Here is a 16450-nt window from a genome sequence, read left to right as displayed (position 1 = left end):
CGCATTTGCAGAGGTGCAGCAGATGTAACTCTCGGCCTTGACCTCTGCGGTGGAATTTACATATGTCACAACCGGTACATCCGGATATTGTTTTTTAAAGTCCCTTAGCTCTGCGGCAGTGAGCATGTCAGCCATGGCACAACCTGCATCTATTACAGGCAACAGCACCTTTTTGTCAGGACATACGATGGCAGCTGTCTCGGCCATAAAATGTACGCCACAAAACAAGATGATATCTGCATTCGTCTTTGAGGCCTCGATACTAAGTGCCAGAGAATCTCCAGTTATGTCTGCTAGGTCTTGTATCTCAGGAGGCTGATAGTTGTGAGCAAGGATTATTGCATTTTTATCCGTTGCAAGCCTTTTGATTTTTAGAGCCAATTCATCCTGGCGCGTCATATCTTGATCCTTATTAAATTAATCGCTGTGCTAGTTATCGTCCGTTCTATATATATCAATTCCTTTTGGTGGAACGAATTTAAAGAGAGAGTCTTTAATGGCCGTATTCACCTCAATGTTTTTAAACATCAAGTGGATCTTTCCACCAGTTTGATCTTCAAGCCACATCTCCTTTATTAGATGGGTCTTAGGATCAAGGCCTACCCAAATCGTCTGGACCTGCCCGGCGTCATCAAGCGGTATGAGCTTTAAAGACCAGTTTGGATCAAGGCCGTTTTGTCCCCCTGGACCTACCAGAAAATATTTATTGATATCTCCTTTGCCAAAGAAAAAGGCTCTGCTTACCTCAGAAGATAAAAACTGCTCCCTTGCCAACACTGTTACCTGTTTTGCCTCCGGTTCATATACATAAACCTCGCTGCCAGAGGTTACGATCAATTGAGGCTCAGGTTGTTTGTATTCCCAGCGCATTAGGTACGGTCTTTTGAAATAGACCGTGCCTGTAGCTGTTATACTTTCATTTACGCTGGCTGGTTTGGTTTCCTGCACAAAATCAGCCTTGATGTCATTTGTTTTTTCATAACGTCTTTGGAGCATATTTGCCAGCTCGGTGACATGTCTCGCTTGGTCCTGTGCAAAAGATAAAGTGGAATTAAAAAATATTGCATAAAAAATAAATAAAATGTAGCAAAATAAATAAAACTTATTTGACATTTTTATAAAATTCCTTAAATAATAATTGATCTTTCATTTATATAATTATACCCTAACGGCCAATAAATCAATGCGGCGTCCCATTTGGCAATCCTATAGCATAAAAAATATTTAGAAATACCAGTTGTAAGGTAGATAAATTAATCATGAGAACGATATGTTCCATTAATGCGTCTATCTTGTTTGCCGTGGCGGTCTCTTTGGATTGCATGGGTATATATAAGGTGTTATTTATATAATTGGCCTTAACTAAAATATCTTTTCAGGATTGGAAAGTGGGTCGCGATACCGACCTTCCCCCTATCCTTTTTAGTAAGACATTGTAATAATATCGCAAAGGGTGATTGTCAGAAATGCGGCCGAACAAGGTGGTATCGAGGTTTTTGTGATGGCTCGAGTAGAATATGGAAGCATAGTCGTAATTGAATACCGTGTAAGGCTTGCCACTGGTCAGATAGTCGATTCTTCTGAAAAATCAGGCGGACCTGTAAAGTTTTTATGTGGACAGAGTGATTTTCCAAGGCCTGTGGAAGAAGGATTGATCGGCCTTGCACCTGGTGAGGATAAAGTAATAGCTGTGGCGCCTTTGTTCGGCTATGGTTATTATGACCCAAAAAAGGTATATCTAGTCGCAACCGAACGTATTTTTGAAGAGATTGAGACAGGCAAGGTTATAAAGGTCCCTGACGAGTTCGGTATTAGAAGGGCTGCATTGGTGCGGTCTGTCTTGCAAGGGGCTGTGCTTGTGGATTTTAATCATCCACTTGCTGGGAAAACCCTCTATTTTGAGGTTAAAGTAAAGGATGTCTTTTATCCTGACCCGCAAAATAACAATAAAGGGGTATTCGCCAATGGAAACGGCATTGAAGAAGGCAGGGATTAGTGCGATATATGAAAAAATTATTTCAAATCAACGTCTTGATGCCTATGATGCCAAAAGGCTTTACGAGATCAATAATCTGCCGCTTCTTGGTTATTTGGCAAATATCGTCCGAGAGAGACTGAACGGCGATAAAACCTATTATATCTATAATCAGCATATAAATTACTCAAATATTTGTATAAATCTGTGTAAATTCTGCGCCTTTGGCAAGAAAAAGGGGGCACACGCAGCCTATGAGATGACCATTGGCGAGATAGTATCCAAGATTGAGGAACGGTTGAGCGAACCTGTCAGAGAGGTCCATATCGTCGGCGGAGTTCATCCTGATCTCCCTTATGAATATTATATTGATATGCTAAAGGCCATAAAGGCCGTTCGTCCAGATATACATATACAGGCATTCACCTGCGTAGAGATTGCCCATATTGCAAGGATGGGCGGAAAGTCTATAGAAGACGCCATCTCTGATCTTATTGCGGCAGGACTTGGCTCTATGCCCGGCGGAGGGGCTGAGATATTTAGCCCCAGGATACGTGAGCGTCTCTGTCCAAACAAGCTCTCCGGCGAGAGCTGGCTTGAGGTTGCAAAGACAGCGCATAGGCTCGGGCTGAAGACTAATGCAACCATGCTTTACGGGCACATTGAGACCCTGGATGAGCGTATAGACCACCTGATGGCGCTGAGAGACGCCCAAGACGAGACAGGCGGATTCATGTGCTTTATACCCCTTGCCTTTCATCCAAAAAATACTGAGCTCAACGGTGTTTCCATAACTGGCGGGGTCGAGGATTTGAAGATGATAGCCCTTTCAAGGCTCATGCTTGACAATTTTCCTCATATAAAGGCCTATTGGGTGATGTTAGGGCCGAAGGTAGCGCAGATAGCCCTTTCCTTTGGGGCTGATGACTTAGATGGTACGGTGATGGAGGAGAAGATCGCCCATATGGCAGGTGGTGAGACCTCTCAAGCCATGACAAGAAAAGAGATTGAAGACTTGATAAAACAAGCAGGCCGTATACCTATCGAAAGGGATACACTCTACCGACCTGTATGAAGGCGACCATACAAGACATCTTTCGAAAAGTTAGGGATCGGCAGAGGATAACTGGTGACGAAGCCGTTTTTCTTTATGAAAATGCCGATCTCCTGACCCTAGGTATGTTTGCGGACGAAATAAGGCACTTTCTGCACCCCGAACCTGTCGTAACATATGTGATAGATAGAAACATTAACTATACGAATGTCTGCATATCGGGCTGCAAGTTCTGTGCTTACTTTCGGGCGCCAGGGGATAGTGCCGGCTATGTGCTCTCAAAAAGAGAACTGGGCCAAAAGATAGAAGAGACTAAGGCCCTGGGTGGCACCCAGATACTTCTTCAGGGTGGACTTCACCCTGATTTGCCGTTGTCTTTCTATGAAGACATGCTCTCTTTCATAAAAGGTTTCGATATACACTGCCATGCATTTTCGCCGCCAGAGATCATCCATCTTGCCAGGCTTTCGGGTCTTTCTGTAGCCGAGGTACTTCTTAGACTCAAAGCGGCAGGTCTTGATTCCATACCTGGTGGAGGCGCAGAGATACTTTCTGACAGGGTAAGGAATATTGTATCTCCAAAAAAGGCTGGCACAGACGAGTGGCTGGGTGTAATGGAGACGGCTCATAGGCTCGGGATTAGAACCACCGCAACTATGATGTTCGGTCACATCGAGACTATAGAGGAGCGGATTGTCCACCTTATGCGTCTTCGTGAACTTCAGGACCGCACCGGTGGATTTACTGCCTTTATTCCATGGCCATTTCAGCCAAAAAACACCGCCCTCAGTGTTAAGGCCGCAACAGCCCATGAATATTTAAAGCTCCTTGCCATCTCACGGATAGTCCTGGACAATTTTGCAAACCTTCAGGCCTCTTGGGTGACTCAGGGGCCAAAGGTAGCACAGATAGCCCTATCCTTCGGTGCCAATGATTTTGGTAGCACGATGATAGAAGAAAACGTAGTGGCCGCAACAGGGGTAACTCATAAGCTGTCTGAAGATGAGATAAGGAGACTCATCGTAGAAGCTGGGTTTTTGCCCAAACAGCGTCTTATGGATTATAGATTTGCGGAAAAATCCAGATAGATATCCTTTAAATGAAGATAAATGAAGAGATTGGATAATAGAGAGACCTTACGCATCCATAGAGCCAGATGGGTGGTGCCGGTATCGTGTCCGCCTATTTCAAACGGCGCGGTTGTGACCTTTGGCGGGAAGATAATCGAGGTAGGCGAGATAAATAAAATAGCCCTTCGCTTTCACGGTACGATCTTGGATCATGGGGATGTGATACTCTGTCCTAGGCTCATAAATGTGCACTCGCACATGGAGCTTGCTCCTTTGAAATATCGCCTTGAGCCCAGTGGTTCTTTCACTGGTTGGATACGGGCTGTTATCAAGGCGCGCAGCAATATCAATGCCGATGAGTTTAGGCCAGCGGTCGAGGCAGCCATAAATGAGATGACCTCAGGCGGGATAGTGGCGGTTGGAGATATCGGCAATACAGAGCTTATCCCTGAAATCGTCCTGCAGAACATGGGGCCAGGCATAAGGGGTATCTTTTTTAAAGAGATAATATGTCAGCAAAACGATCCAAGACCATTGGTAAATGACTGGATCAGTTTTACGGCTATGACGTCCGGCTGCTTTCATTTTACAGTTGCGGCGCATGCACCTTATACAGTGTCTCCGCAGGCGATAAAGGTCATAAAGTCGATAAGTCGATTGAGAAAAAGGCCTTTTTCTATACATGTCGCAGAATCGTCAGATGAGATAGAGTTTTTGGCTGGCGGCAATGGTCCATTGAGAGAGCTACTTGAAGAAAGGGGGTGCTGGCTGCCTTTTTATGACATTCCCAAGGCTAGCCCTGTATCATATCTTTCATCTCTAAATGTGCTTGACAAGGATACGATATGTGTTCACTGCGTACATTTGAGTGATGACGATATAGACATATTGGCAAGGGGTGGTGCTACTGCCTGTCTGTGTCCTAGAAGCAATTTTTTTTTAGGTGTAGGCATTCCGCCTGCCGAAAAACTGGTAAAGGCCGGCGTACCGATCGTCCTTGGAACGGATAGCCTTGCAAGTAATGACAGGCTGTCCATATTTTCAGAAATGGCAAGCCTTGCGCGCATTGCGCCAGGACTTTCGACCGAGATAATTTTTAAGGCCGCAACCCATGGCGGCGCAAGGGCGCTTGGCATGGGTGAGGACCTGGGTGCACTTTCAGAGGGAAAGATTGCAGTATTTCTTGCCGTCAATGCCCCAAATATAATAGAAAGTGATATATATGATTTTCTGACAATGGGTTGTGAAGGTCCTGAAGTGAGGTGTCATCTGATCAATGGCTGACGTCTTATCTAAATCGAGCCCCAAACCAAGGGTAGGGTTTGTAAATTTTATAAATACCTCACAAATATATATACCATGGAAGGAATCTGGCGGGGCGCCGGGCTGGGAGATAGTGGAAGGCCCACCTGTCTTATTGAACAGGCTTCTTGATGCAGGTAAAATTGAGGTGGGTATAGTATCGTCGTATTTTTACGGACTTAATTTTAAAAAATACCTCATCTTTCCTGGGTTGTCGATCAGCGCAACCGGCACGGTCGGAAGCGTAACGCTCTTCAGCAAGGTGCCCCTTAAAAGGCTTCAGGGCAGGATTGTGATTGTAACCCAATATTCTGCTACATCGGCAAATCTTGTGAAGATTGTGCTTGAAGACTTTTTGGGTGTAAAACCTATCTATATGACCGGAGACTTCAGCCTTTTGAACAAAAAAGACGTGGGGGCATCTGCCTACCTTGCCATAGGCGACGAGGCATTACGGCTGAGGGAGAGGATCGATTTTGATCAGATCGACCTTTCCGTTGATCTCGCCGAGATATGGCTCAACAATACAGGACTCCCTTTTGTCTTTGCAGTGTGGGCGATAAGGAAGGAGTGTATTAAAGATACATCTGACGCATTGACGATACTTTATAGAAAGCTGAATCACTGTCGACTTCAAGGCCAACAGGAGCTTGAAAGGATAAGTGACATTGCCGCAATCGTAATACCTATGGACAAGACCAAGTGCCTTGATTATTTAAGGGGTATTGAGCTTGATTTGACAGAGGAAAAACAAAAAGGGCTTTTGCACTTTTTTGATCTACTTAACAGACGTGGTGATTTCCCAAAGATCTCTTCATTATCTTTTTTTGAGGCCTTTGCGACATGATGTACTCAGAAAATGAAAAAAAACATTTCGTAAGGAAGAAATTTGCATCTGTCGCCGGCAGCTATGACCTTTTGAACTCGATCCTCAGCTTGAAAATAGATTCGTATTGGCGTTTAGTAACGGCCCGTGAGCTGGACGGATGTGAAGAGGGTCCGATTCTCGATCTGTGCGCAGGAACCTTGCCGCTCTCTCGCGAACTTGCAAAGAGAAGAAACAACACAATAGTCGCGATGGATTTTTGCTATGAAATGCTCAAATGTGGTGTTTTTAAGCTCAATGGCGATAAAAAGATGGGTTTTATTGTGCCTGTATGCGGGGATGGCGAGGAATTGCCTATATCGAATTCAAGATTTTCTGGGGCAACGGTGGCCTTTGGTGTTAGGAATTTGAGCCGTCTTGAAAAGGGTCTCAGAGAGATGTTGCGGGTGTTGAAACCGGGCGGAAAGCTTGTGATTCTTGAATTCTCGCGTCCAAAGAACCATGCCTTCTCTAAGATATATAACGTTTATCTCCATAGGTTTCTTCCAGCACTGGGAAGTCTTATTTCAAAAGACCGCGAGGCCTACAGATATCTGGCAGACTCAATTCAGGCATTTTATGAGCCCCATGTCCTTGCATCCATGATGCGAGGGGCAGGTTTTGTAAATATTAACTATAGGCCGCTCACTTTTGGTATTGTGACCCTTTATACAGGTTTAAAGCCCTAAGTATGCGTTATCTATCTGTCGGATGGCACAAAACCTATCGGTTTATAACCAGGGTTCAATTTATATATACCTGGCAGATACCTGTATTGTTCGTTATAGTCAAGACCATATCCAACCAAAAAGCCATGTCTGATTTCGAAACCTACATAATCGGCTTCTATCTCTACCTTGCGTCTTTCCTTTTTGTCGATCAGGCAGCAGATACGCACAGAAGCGGGTTCATGTAGTTTTAGCACCTCTTTGAGGTACTTGATGGTATAGCCGGTATCTATGATATCTTCTACGACAAGCACGTCAAGACCTGTGATATCCAACTCTATATCCTTGCTGAAGGATATGCCGCCGGATGATTCAGTCCCTGCATAGCTTGAAAGCCTTACGAAATCCAATTTGATTGGCAATTTTATGGCGCGGACCAAGTCGGCCATAAAAATAAAAGCGCCTTTTAATATACCGATCAATATCAATGGGTTATTCTGATAATCTTTTGTAATCTTTTCACCGAGCTCAAAGACCCGCTTTGCTATTGTTGAAGGTGAAAGCACTTCTTTTAATTCATCTTCCGTCTTCAAAGTTTCCTCCTATTCCGATTGACAATATATTTAAAAAGATTAATTTATATAATTGTAATAAAATTTTACAATCTTATCAAAATCATACAGGAAAAGGAGAGATTATGCCGATTTTTGATTTCTTTTGCAACAACTGCAAAAAGACATTTGAACGTTTTGTCTCTTCCTTTAAAGATGCAAACGATGTCCACTGCCCTTATTGCGGCGCAAGAGAAACGAAAAAGATGCCCTCGGGTTTCAACTACAGCTCGACCAGCCTGTCCAGCGGAAAAAGCGGCTTAAGTTCATCTTGCAGCGGAGGCGCCGGACATTTCGGCAGGCGTTTTGGTTGAGCTTAACAAAAGAGCTCAGGCCGTGTGCCTGCATGACGCATGACACAAGAGGTCGGGCATGTTCATCGCCTGGCCTCTTTATTTATTACTGCCTTATCAGACCTGCCCTATATTGTGCATATGCATCTCTTGTAAAAAGATATGGATCAATGGCCTCTCTTTTGATCTTTTCATATTCTCCCATATGAAGAGATATGTAATTAACCCTGACAACCCCTTCCGTCCCCCAATATTCAGCCGTAGTGAGGAGATATGTCATCGGATCGGGCAAAAAATCCACCACAATCCCGATCCCATCCCTTAGGCTTGACGGCCCAAAAAACGGCAGCACCAGATAAAAACCTGGACCTGCACCATAGCGTCCGAGCGTTTGGCCGAAATCTTCCTGTTTTTTTGGGATGTCCCAAAAATTTCTTGCCGGATCAAACAAACCCCCTACTCCATAGATACTGTTTATGCAGAAGCGGGTAAACTCATTGGAGGCATCGCTTATCCTTCCCTGGAGGAGACAGTTGCTAAGCCTTATAGGCGTAGCAAGATTTGAAAAGAAGTTAGAGACCGATATCCTGGCCGTCTCAGGTATTACAAAAGAATATCCCTTTGCTATAGGTTTAAAAAAATAAAAATAAAGTTTATCATTTAGCTGAAACATGATGCGATTGAATGGCTCTATAGGGTCTGGCATCGATGCGATGGCCTTCTCATATTCTTCATCTTGGTTGTTCGATTCAGAATCGAATGGTTTGGCGATGGAAGTTGCACCTTGTGCGTCATTTGCGGATACATCGTTTACAACGAACAGAGCCTGGTTTATGCACAGCAAAGATACGACTATTGGCAAAACGGCAGCGTGCGACAGTTTCATAGTCCCTCCGGTAAATTAAAAAACCGATGCCATGCGATTGTTGGCACCAATCAATCTTAAAGATACTTCATTTAATAATACCCTTAGCAATTTCGCCGCAATATCAGGGAATTTCTCAAGGAGTTCCTCAAAGGAATCCCATTTCATAACGGCAAGACATGTCTCTTCAAGGGCCGTTGCAGTGGCTGATCGTGGAAGTTCGCCTTTATTTAGTATGGCCCTTTCTCCGATAAATGAACCACTTCCCAAGATAGACAATACAAAATATTTGTCATGGAACTCAGTCTGCTTTTTAATTTCAAGCTTTCCAGAGACAATAAAGGCCATCCAATCAGCCCTGTCTCCTTCTTTAAAAAGAATCTCGCCAGCCAGCGATTTTTTTAGTGCAAAAAAAGAGGAAAGGTTGTCAATGGCTATACCTTTCAGGCAGCTGAGCCCAGCAAGAGATATTTTTATATCTAAGCATAGATCTCTTTTATCCATTTAATATCATATGCCTTTATTGTGATTATTTCTTGATGCATTTAATTCATCTATTTTTTTATTCATTTCTTGAATCAAATCAGCAAAACCTTTTTGTCTTATAATTTGATTATATGTTCCTCTATATGTACTTACAAGACTTACATTTTCAATTATAACATCATATATATACCAGCTTTTACCATTAAAAAACATATAATAAATAAGTGGTATATCATTTGTTTTTGTTCGGACAAGTGTATTTACTCTTGCAGTATCACCTTGTAGAATTTCATTCTGGAAAATAACTTTTTCATCTGAGTAGCTTTCAATTTTTCCTATATAAGACGCCTCAAGGAGTTTTGAAAACAAATCTGCAAAGGTCTCCCGCTGTTCAGGCGTAAGTCCTCTCCAATTAGTGCCTAAGACTCTTTTAGACATTTCATTAAAATCAAAGCGTTCAAAAACTAATGCTCTGATTTTTTGTGTTTTCTCATCTTTGTTTAAATTTTTATTTTTAAGTAGATCGATTATTGAATTAACAGTAGTACTTATTAAGGCCATAGGATCTTGTTTATTATTTGCTATAGCTGGTCTGAAAGAAGAAGCGATAAAGATTGCTATTAACAGTAAAGTAGCTATAAATTTTAATTGTGAAATAGTTTTCATATCTATTCTTCCTTCCTATTGTTTTTCAAATATATATTTACTAATAAGTCCTTCTATATCTATAGCAGCTTCAGTATCTGTTATCTTACTTCCATCTTTTAGATATTTTTCTGATGCTCCTGGCTTGAGACTTATGTATTTGTCACCTATTATGCCAGAAGTTTTTATACTTGCAATTGTGTCGCTTGGTATCTTGACGCCATTTTTAATAGCAAGGATTACTTTTGCTTCATATGTATTTTGATCAAGTGTTATTTTTTTTACTTTACCAACCTTGACTCCTCCTATATCCACGTCGGCTCCTTCTTTGAGGCCTGAAATAGAGGTAAAGTAGGCGGTTACATTATAGGAGTTTTCGCCCAGAAGCGGGACATCTCCAAGTTTTATTGCAAGATATGCAAAACAGATAAAACCTCCGATCAAAAACAAACCGACTATTGTATCAATTTTGATCCGATTCATAAAAGGAATCCCCTGAAGAATAAATATTGCCCATCGTCTCCTCTACAAAACCCTTTATATAACTGTTCCGAGACAGCTGAAAGCCCTCAGGCGGCAAGCATCCCTGTATCTTTCCCTCTGCAATCAAGGCGATATAGTCTGCCAGCTTGAATATCTTGGGTGCATCATGGCTTACAATGATGGCGGTGAAGCCAAGCCTTGCCTGCGTGCTCTGTATGAGTCGGTATATCTCTTTGCTCCTTTTGACATCAAGACCGGTTGTAGGTTCATCAAGAAACATAATTTTTGGATCGAGAATCAGGGCGCGCGCCAGTCCTACTCTCTTTTTCATCCCGCCGCTTAACTGGGCCGGGAATTTCATGTCCATCCCCTCGAGATCCATAAGTGCCAATTTTTCATGCACTTTGTCTTTGATATGTCTTTCAGAGAGCTTGGTCCGTTCGCGAAGCGGCAATGCGACATTGTCATAAACGGTCATGGAGTCGAAGAGCGCGGCACCTTGAAATAGTACACCAAAATTTGCGCGCGTCTCCTTTAGCTCTTTTTGTTTCATTTTGCCAATATCTTTCCCATATATGAGAACTTCACCGACATCGGCGCGCAAAAGCCCTAGCATATGTTTAATTATCACGGACTTGCCTTGGCCACTTGCACCGACGATAACGGTTGTCTTTCCTTCAACTATCGAAAGATTTACTCCATTCAGTACCGTCTGATTGCCGAATGTCTTTCTGACATCCCTAAGTTCTATTACAATCCGTCTTGATTCTTTCGCCATATCGTTTAAAGCAGAATAGCCGTAATTAGATAGTCAAAGACAAGGATGGCTACGGATGAAAGTACTACGGCTTGTGTGGTGGCTCGGCTTACGCCTTCTGCGCCAAAGCCCAGGCGATCAAGATGGAGATAAAAACCCTTTGCGGCGCATATCCAGATGATGATTACGGCAAAGGCCAAGGACTTTATAATGCCCATATGTACATCCTGCCATACAACGCTTTTGTATAAACCATAAAAATAAGCACCCTCGTTTACCCCCAAGAGATCCACCCCTACCGCAAAACCACCTATTATGCCTATGCAATCAAAAAGACTTGTAAGAAGGGGTATACAGATAATTGCAGCAACAAGCTTAGGGGCAATGATGAATTTATACGGATCGATCGCCATGCATTCAAGGGCGTCGATCTGTTCGGAATTACGCATGATTCCGATCTCGGCGCAAATCGCCGAACCAGCCCTGCCTGTAACCATCAGGGCCGTCAATACAGGACCAAGCTCCCTGACCAAGCTCAATCCGACGGCTGACCCGAGGGCGCCTTCTGAACCAAACTGACGCAGGCTATAATAACCTTGAAGTCCAAGCACCATGCCTGTGAACGCCCCTGTGAACAGTATGACGAATACTGAGCTTGCTCCGATAAAATATATTTGTTGTATTATGGGGCGTATTTTATATGGAGGCACAATTACGCTTATAAGGCAGTAAAAGAGAAAAATTCCCATCCTGCCTGCATAATCAAGAAAGCCTATAATCGAGCTACCCAGCTTTGAAAAAATCGTCATACAATAGGCCGTTGAATAAATAATTTTTTTAATTTTTATCACCTTAAGCGCATTGTTTCAACCTCAAAAAAAGTTATTATAGTCTTATTATCTATTGAATGCCAGTTTCTTCTGGATATTATAAAAATATTTATACATAGAGTTAATATAACGATATAATTTTTAATATGGCCTTGGCAGAAGCCGCCGACATAAAAAATAAATAAAGATATAGGTACTGGATTCAGCATCAAGAAAAGTGAGTATTATTAACTTATGTAATTTTCTTGTAATAAATTTGTAATTTTTCAGAATTATAATTAATTTAATTTAAATTCGTAGAGGAGGTATTTTCTAAATGAAAAAGTTTTTAACACTAGCCGTTGCATTGTCAGTGATGGGCCTATCTTTTGCTGCCCTTGCAGAAGATATGCAGACGCAAGATCAGCAGCCTGCCGCGCAAGAGCAAGTTGAAAAAGCGCCTGCAAAAAAGGAGGTTGTAAAGAAGGCAAGGAAAGTAAAGAAGGCAAAGAAGGCAAAGAAGGCAAAAGCTAAGGCGGCAAAGAAGGCAAAAGCGACAGAAGAAAGCCCGGCCGCACAGCCTGAGACACAGCCTGAGACAAAGTAATTAATAGCATCTAATTTATTTTACATCAAAAAGGGCCTTGAAAGGCCCTTTTTGATGTAAAAATCAATTAATTTTTCTTGGTTTGGCCTTTTCTTTATATTTGGCTAGATCTTTGATTTTATCGGTTAGATAATTTAATTTTGGTGGAATGATATTCTCTGCGAATTGATATTCATTGATAATGGATTTTAGATAAATTTTTATTTCAAGTGGGTCTTTTATGACCTTAAGACCATTAAGTTTTGCTTTCAACCATTGCCAATCTACTTCGGCGCCTTTTGCCAACAAAAGTTTGGGATGAGCAGTGGGAGTAAGCCTTTCTTCTCTATAAAAGAGCTCTTCATATAATTTTCCACCCGGTCTGAGACCTGTAAAGACAATTGGTATGTCGGTATAAGGGGTAAAGCCTGCTAGGCGGATGATTTGTTCAGCCATGTCCAGGATCTTGACAGGTTCTCCCATATCGAGCACAAAAATTTCGCCGCCGCAACCCAGTGCTGATGCCTGCAATACAAGTTGACATGCCTCAGAAGTGGTCATGAAATAACGCCTTATCTCCGGATGGGTGACGGTAAGGGGCCCTCCATTTGCCATCTGCCTTTTAAAGAGCGGGACTACCGAACCGGAGGATTCAAGTACATTTCCAAATCTAGTTATTATAAAGGCCGTATTGGAATCATAGGTCATGTTTTGACAGTAAAGTTCAGCAATGCGCTTGGTTGCACCCATAACACTCGTCGGATTTACTGCCTTATCAGTGGAGATTAAAATAAATTTCTCTACGCCTGACTCAGATGAGACATCGGCTATATTCTTTGTACCGAATATATTTGTCTTGATGCCAGCCAATGGATTTTTTTCGACCATCGGGACATGCTTGTACGCTGCCGTATGAAACACCAGGGACGGCCTTTCTTCTTTAAAGATCTTTAATAGACTGTCTCTGTCTCTTATGTCGGCCAAAATCGCCTTTATTTCCCTGTTTGGATATTGCTCTTTGAGTGTCATCTCTATCTGATAGAGCCCGAATTCGCTGATTTCGAGAAGGATTATTTTTTTGGGGTCAAGAGATGCTATTTGACAACATAGTTCACTCCCTATAGATCCACCAGCGCCGCTTACCAATATGGTTTTATCTTCTATTTGGCTTCTTATGCCATCCCAGTCCAGACTGATTGGTGCTCTACCTAGGAGATTTTCAGTAGTGATATCATGTAATGTACTAATATCAGCTTTACTTGTTAAAAGTTTTTGTATGGATGGTAGGGTGCGGCATGGAATGTTGGCTTCATGGCATAGTTTTGTAATGCGTCTTACTGTCTTGGGGGCGGCAGATGGTATGGCGAGCAGCGCCATTTCTATATCCAACCTACGGACTATTTGGGCCAGATCTCTGGTGCGCCCGACGACCCGGACCCCGAGTATTTCTTTCCCAGCCTTCAGGCGGTCGTCATCCAAAAAACCTACAGGAAGATAAATCTTTTGATCTTTCCGAAGCAGTTCTCTTGCCAGCGCCTCCCCTGCCCTGCCAGCTCCAATGATCAATGTCCTGAGACCCGTCTTGCCATAGATTGTGCCTTCTATATAAAGTCGATATAAAGTCCTTCCTCCTGCCAAGAGGATGGTAAGTATTAATGGGTCCAGTACAAATACGGCTTTTTGTTGGATGTTTTGAAATTCAAATATTGCGGTGATGAAACATGCAAAGAATACGGATTTTAATATACGTATAAGATCGGGGAGTGAAATGAACCTTGCCACTATCCGATCTAAGCGAAAATACATGATCGATATAACCTGAATGATAAATGCGGCAGGCAAAGACTTAAATATGACCACATAAGATGGGTTGAAATTCGAGATGATCACGAAAGACAACAGCCATGATATGGCGACGGAGGACATGTCATAAAAAAATATAATGGTGCGGACCCATACCCAACGGTGATTGAGCAGATACAGATTGAGGCGTTTAAGGAGATATCTCATGAATGAATAAGACCTCTTTTTATTGACCAGGACATTTTTTAGTTATAAATTTTTTCCAAGATATATCAATTATTAAAATAAAGGCCAGATAACTGCAGGCTACAAATAAAATTACGGCCCATTTTGCCGCACCGTTAGGCAAAAAGCAACCCGCCGCCCCGGAAGAGATCATAAAGCAATATTCTATAAGGGCGGTATTCTTGTGGCCGTATCCCATTTTAATAAGGCGTTGATAATAGTGCTCACAATGGGCGCGCCAGATCTTTTCCCTCCTTGTCAATCTTTTTAACAAAGTCAGCGTTGAATCTATTATGAATGGTGAAAATATGAGCATGGGGGACCACAGCGACCACAATCCCTTTTGCCATCCGATCAGTCCGATGGCCCCGGACAAGAACCCCAGAAATGTGGAGCCTGCATCACCCATAAATATGCGTGCAGGGTGAAAGTTATATATTAAAAATGCCGATGCGGCCGCTGAAATCGCGAGGTTGGCAAGGGAGAAGGTGATATCTCCTGCTAAGAGACTCGCTAGGCCATAGAATCCAAAACCCAATGCAGCCATACCCCCAGCGAGTCCGTCAGAGCCGTCCATAAAATTAAAGAGATTTGTCATCCAGGCGAGGGCCAAGACCGCGGCAACGATAATTCCTGTTTGCAGTCGGAGAAAGACGCCTACAAGCACATATGCCGCAACTAAGTGAATGGACAAACGATAACCTGCATGAATGTCTTTTACATCATCCAAAAACGAGACGGCTGCAATGGCGCATGACAGTATCAGGAGCGGAAATATCCAGCCTTCATCCAATATAGCAAGGCCTGCTACCGTCCCAGCTATAATTCCAAGTCCGCCAGTCCTGGGTATGGGCCTTTTGTGGAGCGAGCGGGCGTTAGGTGCATCTATGGCCAGCATCGCGGCCCCGCTCCGGAGCATCCATTTTATAAACAAATATGTAGTTAAAAATGACGCAGGGATTGACAGCAACAAGGTGGCCTTCATAAATTTTTTTGAGTTTTATACCAATTCGCTACATCTTTAAATCCTGACCAAATTGAATGGGGCGGCATCCATTTCAAGTGCTTTTGTATCAAAGAGCTGTCGATCATCAAGGGATTTACGATACGTTCAGCATCATCTCTTTTCCCAAGGAGGCAGGCTACGACCTTGATTATGTTTACAGGGCACGGGATCAGCCGAGGTTTTTTGCCGAGCGCTTTAGCGAGGAGCCTAATTATTTCTCCTACTGAGAGGTCAATCCCGTCGCTCACCAAAAATGTGGCGGATTCCTGAATGGGATATCTTATTAAAGACAACAAGATATCAATTAGGTTTGCGACGTTCAAAAGACTGCGCTTGTTATTTATGGATGAAAAGGGCAATGGAATGCCTGCATCAATGAGCCGCAATAGGCGCAACAGGTTTCCTTTCATTTTAGGGCCATAGACCATTGGAGGTCTCAGGATGACGGCCTTCATATTTGAGCCCGCAGCCGTTGCATTCACTACCTGTTCGGCCTGCCATTTGGACATCGCATAGTCATCTGAAGGGGCCGGAATATCTTTTTCGCTGAATGGTCTATCCAGGCTGATCTCTCCGTGCACCTTGGCTGTGCTGAGATATATAAACTGTTTGACCCCGGCGTGCGCAGCCATTTTGCACAGCCTTTCAGTTCCATATGTATTGATTGTATAAAATTCCTTTTTTTGATCCTTGCCGCCTTGTATGACATGCGTCTTGCCAGCAAGGTGTATAACTATATCTATTCCATCCAAGGCGCAAGACCACTCTGTGTCGGGACCTATCTCGCCCACGACCAATAATTCATTTATTCCTTCTATATGCGGCCCGATCCTTCTTACAGCTCCACGCGCAAATATATTCAAGCCGGACAGGCTCTTGCAGAGGTTTTGGCCTATGAAACCATTGGCGCCGGTGATTAAAACATGGATCATTTTAAAGGGATGAGA

General features: G+C 43.0%; 20 protein-coding genes. 8 read left to right on the top strand and 12 right to left on the bottom strand.

Going from position 1 to position 16450, the window contains the following annotated elements; translation table 11 throughout:
- Together ACP5SG_RS03760 and ACP5SG_RS03755 are read right to left on the bottom strand one after the other, a co-directional pair.
- Window positions 1-399, bottom strand: a 399-nt coding sequence (locus tag ACP5SG_RS03760) for a quinolinate synthase NadA (RefSeq protein ID WP_428122079.1), incomplete at its 3' end; no start/stop codon positions are given.
- A 30-nt stretch (window positions 400-429) separates the two neighbouring features.
- Window positions 430-996 (bottom strand): LolA family protein, encoded by a 567-nt coding sequence (locus ACP5SG_RS03755; RefSeq protein ID WP_237888135.1) that lies wholly within the window; start codon window positions 994-996, stop codon window positions 430-432.
- A gap of 457 nt (window positions 997-1453) precedes the next feature.
- On the opposite strand from ACP5SG_RS03755, the gene ACP5SG_RS03750 reads away from it, so the two are divergent.
- The 6 genes from ACP5SG_RS03750 to ACP5SG_RS03725 are packed head-to-tail and all read left to right on the top strand — an operon-like array spanning window position 1454 to window position 6955.
- Window positions 1454-1996, top strand: a complete 543-nt coding sequence (locus ACP5SG_RS03750) for an FKBP-type peptidyl-prolyl cis-trans isomerase (protein ID WP_428122073.1) — start codon at window positions 1454-1456, stop codon at window positions 1994-1996.
- On the top strand, window positions 1965-3050 hold the full coding sequence (mqnE, locus tag ACP5SG_RS03745) for an aminofutalosine synthase MqnE (protein ID WP_424661391.1): 1086 nt from the start codon (window positions 1965-1967) through the stop codon (window positions 3048-3050). Before ACP5SG_RS03750 ends, mqnE begins: the two co-directional genes overlap by 32 nt.
- Window positions 3047-4117, top strand: coding sequence for a cyclic dehypoxanthinyl futalosine synthase (gene mqnC, locus ACP5SG_RS03740; RefSeq protein ID WP_237888138.1), 1071 nt, complete (start codon window positions 3047-3049; stop codon window positions 4115-4117). The genes mqnE and mqnC overlap by 4 nt, the downstream gene beginning before the upstream one ends.
- Before the next feature lie 21 nt (window positions 4118-4138).
- Entirely contained in the window at window positions 4139-5383 is a 1245-nt protein-coding gene (locus ACP5SG_RS03735) for an amidohydrolase family protein (protein ID WP_424661390.1), read from the top strand.
- Complete coding sequence (locus ACP5SG_RS03730; protein WP_237888140.1) at window positions 5376-6248, top strand: menaquinone biosynthetic enzyme MqnA/MqnD family protein; 873 nt, start codon at window positions 5376-5378, stop codon at window positions 6246-6248. Before ACP5SG_RS03735 ends, ACP5SG_RS03730 begins: the two co-directional genes overlap by 8 nt.
- Window positions 6245-6955: a ubiquinone/menaquinone biosynthesis methyltransferase gene (locus ACP5SG_RS03725; RefSeq protein ID WP_237888141.1), complete on the top strand. Its 711-nt coding sequence runs from the start codon at window positions 6245-6247 to the stop codon at window positions 6953-6955. Before ACP5SG_RS03730 ends, ACP5SG_RS03725 begins: the two co-directional genes overlap by 4 nt.
- A gap of 11 nt (window positions 6956-6966) precedes the next feature.
- On the opposite strand, the gene hpt is transcribed toward ACP5SG_RS03725, so the two are convergent.
- Window positions 6967-7527 (bottom strand): hypoxanthine phosphoribosyltransferase, encoded by a 561-nt coding sequence (hpt, locus tag ACP5SG_RS03720; RefSeq protein WP_237888142.1) that lies wholly within the window; start codon window positions 7525-7527, stop codon window positions 6967-6969.
- Between the two features lie 104 nt (window positions 7528-7631).
- Between hpt and ACP5SG_RS03715 the strand changes: the two genes are divergently transcribed.
- Entirely contained in the window at window positions 7632-7859 is a 228-nt protein-coding gene (locus ACP5SG_RS03715) for an FmdB family zinc ribbon protein (RefSeq protein WP_237888143.1), read from the top strand.
- 85 nt (window positions 7860-7944) lie between these two features.
- Here the strand turns inward: ACP5SG_RS03715 and ACP5SG_RS03710 are convergent, their stop codons facing one another.
- Genes ACP5SG_RS03710 through ACP5SG_RS03685 form a run of 6 tightly spaced genes read right to left on the bottom strand, consistent with a single transcriptional unit; the run spans window position 7945 to window position 11883 of the window.
- A complete protein-coding gene (locus ACP5SG_RS03710) occupies window positions 7945-8724 on the bottom strand; it encodes an MlaA family lipoprotein (protein WP_237888144.1) in 780 nt (259 codons plus the stop codon).
- Between the two features lie 15 nt (window positions 8725-8739).
- A complete protein-coding gene (locus ACP5SG_RS03705) occupies window positions 8740-9207 on the bottom strand; it encodes a Crp/Fnr family transcriptional regulator (protein WP_424661389.1) in 468 nt (155 codons plus the stop codon).
- A gap of 6 nt (window positions 9208-9213) precedes the next feature.
- A complete protein-coding gene (locus ACP5SG_RS03700; RefSeq protein WP_237888146.1) occupies window positions 9214-9855 on the bottom strand; it encodes an MlaC/ttg2D family ABC transporter substrate-binding protein in 642 nt (213 codons plus the stop codon).
- Window positions 9856-9870: 15 nt separating this feature from the next.
- Window positions 9871-10317: an outer membrane lipid asymmetry maintenance protein MlaD gene (gene mlaD, locus ACP5SG_RS03695; protein ID WP_237888147.1), complete on the bottom strand. Its 447-nt coding sequence runs from the start codon at window positions 10315-10317 to the stop codon at window positions 9871-9873.
- A complete protein-coding gene (locus ACP5SG_RS03690) occupies window positions 10298-11095 on the bottom strand; it encodes an ABC transporter ATP-binding protein (RefSeq protein ID WP_237888148.1) in 798 nt (265 codons plus the stop codon). The genes mlaD and ACP5SG_RS03690 overlap by 20 nt, the downstream gene beginning before the upstream one ends.
- A 5-nt stretch (window positions 11096-11100) precedes the next feature.
- Window positions 11101-11883 carry an MlaE family ABC transporter permease gene (locus tag ACP5SG_RS03685; RefSeq protein WP_237888149.1) on the bottom strand — a complete coding sequence of 261 codons (783 nt, stop codon included), beginning with the start codon at window positions 11881-11883 and terminating at the stop codon, window positions 11101-11103.
- A 337-nt stretch (window positions 11884-12220) separates the two neighbouring features.
- Between ACP5SG_RS03685 and ACP5SG_RS03680 the strand changes: the two genes are divergently transcribed.
- Window positions 12221-12490: a hypothetical protein gene (locus ACP5SG_RS03680; protein ID WP_237888150.1), complete on the top strand. Its 270-nt coding sequence runs from the start codon at window positions 12221-12223 to the stop codon at window positions 12488-12490.
- A gap of 63 nt (window positions 12491-12553) precedes the next feature.
- Here ACP5SG_RS03680 and ACP5SG_RS03675 read toward each other — a convergent pair whose 3' ends face one another.
- Genes ACP5SG_RS03675 through ACP5SG_RS03665 form a run of 3 tightly spaced genes read right to left on the bottom strand, consistent with a single transcriptional unit; the run spans window position 12554 to window position 16435 of the window.
- Window positions 12554-14479, bottom strand: a complete 1926-nt coding sequence (locus tag ACP5SG_RS03675; protein WP_428122054.1) for a polysaccharide biosynthesis protein — start codon at window positions 14477-14479, stop codon at window positions 12554-12556.
- Window positions 14480-14498: 19 nt separating this feature from the next.
- Window positions 14499-15482, bottom strand: a complete 984-nt coding sequence (locus ACP5SG_RS03670; protein ID WP_428122050.1) for a glycosyltransferase family 4 protein — start codon at window positions 15480-15482, stop codon at window positions 14499-14501.
- Entirely contained in the window at window positions 15479-16435 is a 957-nt protein-coding gene (locus tag ACP5SG_RS03665) for an NAD-dependent epimerase/dehydratase family protein (RefSeq protein WP_237888153.1), read from the bottom strand. The genes ACP5SG_RS03670 and ACP5SG_RS03665 overlap by 4 nt, the downstream gene beginning before the upstream one ends.
- Between the last annotated feature and the right edge of the window lie 15 nt (window positions 16436-16450).

Source organism: Dissulfurimicrobium sp. (genome assembly GCF_049968175.1).
Classification (GTDB): domain Bacteria; phylum Desulfobacterota; class Dissulfuribacteria; order Dissulfuribacterales; family Sh68; genus Dissulfurimicrobium; species Dissulfurimicrobium hydrothermale.
Note: the sequence above shows the minus strand (reverse complement) of the source record. Positions and strands in the feature narration are given on the sequence as shown.

Coding starts and splice junctions, on each gene's coding strand:
- ACP5SG_RS03670 (WP_428122050.1), bottom strand. CDS start 15,482: ATGAAGGCCACCTTGTTGCTGTCAATCCCTGCGTCATTTTTAACTACA.
- mqnE (WP_424661391.1), top strand. CDS start 1,965: ATGGAAACGGCATTGAAGAAGGCAGGGATTAGTGCGATATATGAAAAA.
- ACP5SG_RS03690 (WP_237888148.1), bottom strand. CDS start 11,095: ATGGCGAAAGAATCAAGACGGATTGTAATAGAACTTAGGGATGTCAGA.
- ACP5SG_RS03685 (WP_237888149.1), bottom strand. CDS start 11,883: ATGACGATTTTTTCAAAGCTGGGTAGCTCGATTATAGGCTTTCTTGAT.
- ACP5SG_RS03705 (WP_424661389.1), bottom strand. CDS start 9,207: ATGGATAAAAGAGATCTATGCTTAGATATAAAAATATCTCTTGCTGGG.
- ACP5SG_RS03725 (WP_237888141.1), top strand. CDS start 6,245: ATGATGTACTCAGAAAATGAAAAAAAACATTTCGTAAGGAAGAAATTT.
- ACP5SG_RS03715 (WP_237888143.1), top strand. CDS start 7,632: ATGCCGATTTTTGATTTCTTTTGCAACAACTGCAAAAAGACATTTGAA.
- ACP5SG_RS03700 (WP_237888146.1), bottom strand. CDS start 9,855: ATGAAAACTATTTCACAATTAAAATTTATAGCTACTTTACTGTTAATA.
- ACP5SG_RS03730 (WP_237888140.1), top strand. CDS start 5,376: ATGGCTGACGTCTTATCTAAATCGAGCCCCAAACCAAGGGTAGGGTTT.
- mlaD (WP_237888147.1), bottom strand. CDS start 10,317: ATGAATCGGATCAAAATTGATACAATAGTCGGTTTGTTTTTGATCGGA.
- ACP5SG_RS03665 (WP_237888153.1), bottom strand. CDS start 16,435: ATGATCCATGTTTTAATCACCGGCGCCAATGGTTTCATAGGCCAAAAC.
- ACP5SG_RS03735 (WP_424661390.1), top strand. CDS start 4,139: ATGAAGAGATTGGATAATAGAGAGACCTTACGCATCCATAGAGCCAGA.
- ACP5SG_RS03680 (WP_237888150.1), top strand. CDS start 12,221: ATGAAAAAGTTTTTAACACTAGCCGTTGCATTGTCAGTGATGGGCCTA.
- ACP5SG_RS03675 (WP_428122054.1), bottom strand. CDS start 14,479: ATGAGATATCTCCTTAAACGCCTCAATCTGTATCTGCTCAATCACCGT.
- mqnC (WP_237888138.1), top strand. CDS start 3,047: ATGAAGGCGACCATACAAGACATCTTTCGAAAAGTTAGGGATCGGCAG.
- ACP5SG_RS03710 (WP_237888144.1), bottom strand. CDS start 8,724: ATGAAACTGTCGCACGCTGCCGTTTTGCCAATAGTCGTATCTTTGCTG.
- ACP5SG_RS03755 (WP_237888135.1), bottom strand. CDS start 996: ATGCTCCAAAGACGTTATGAAAAAACAAATGACATCAAGGCTGATTTT.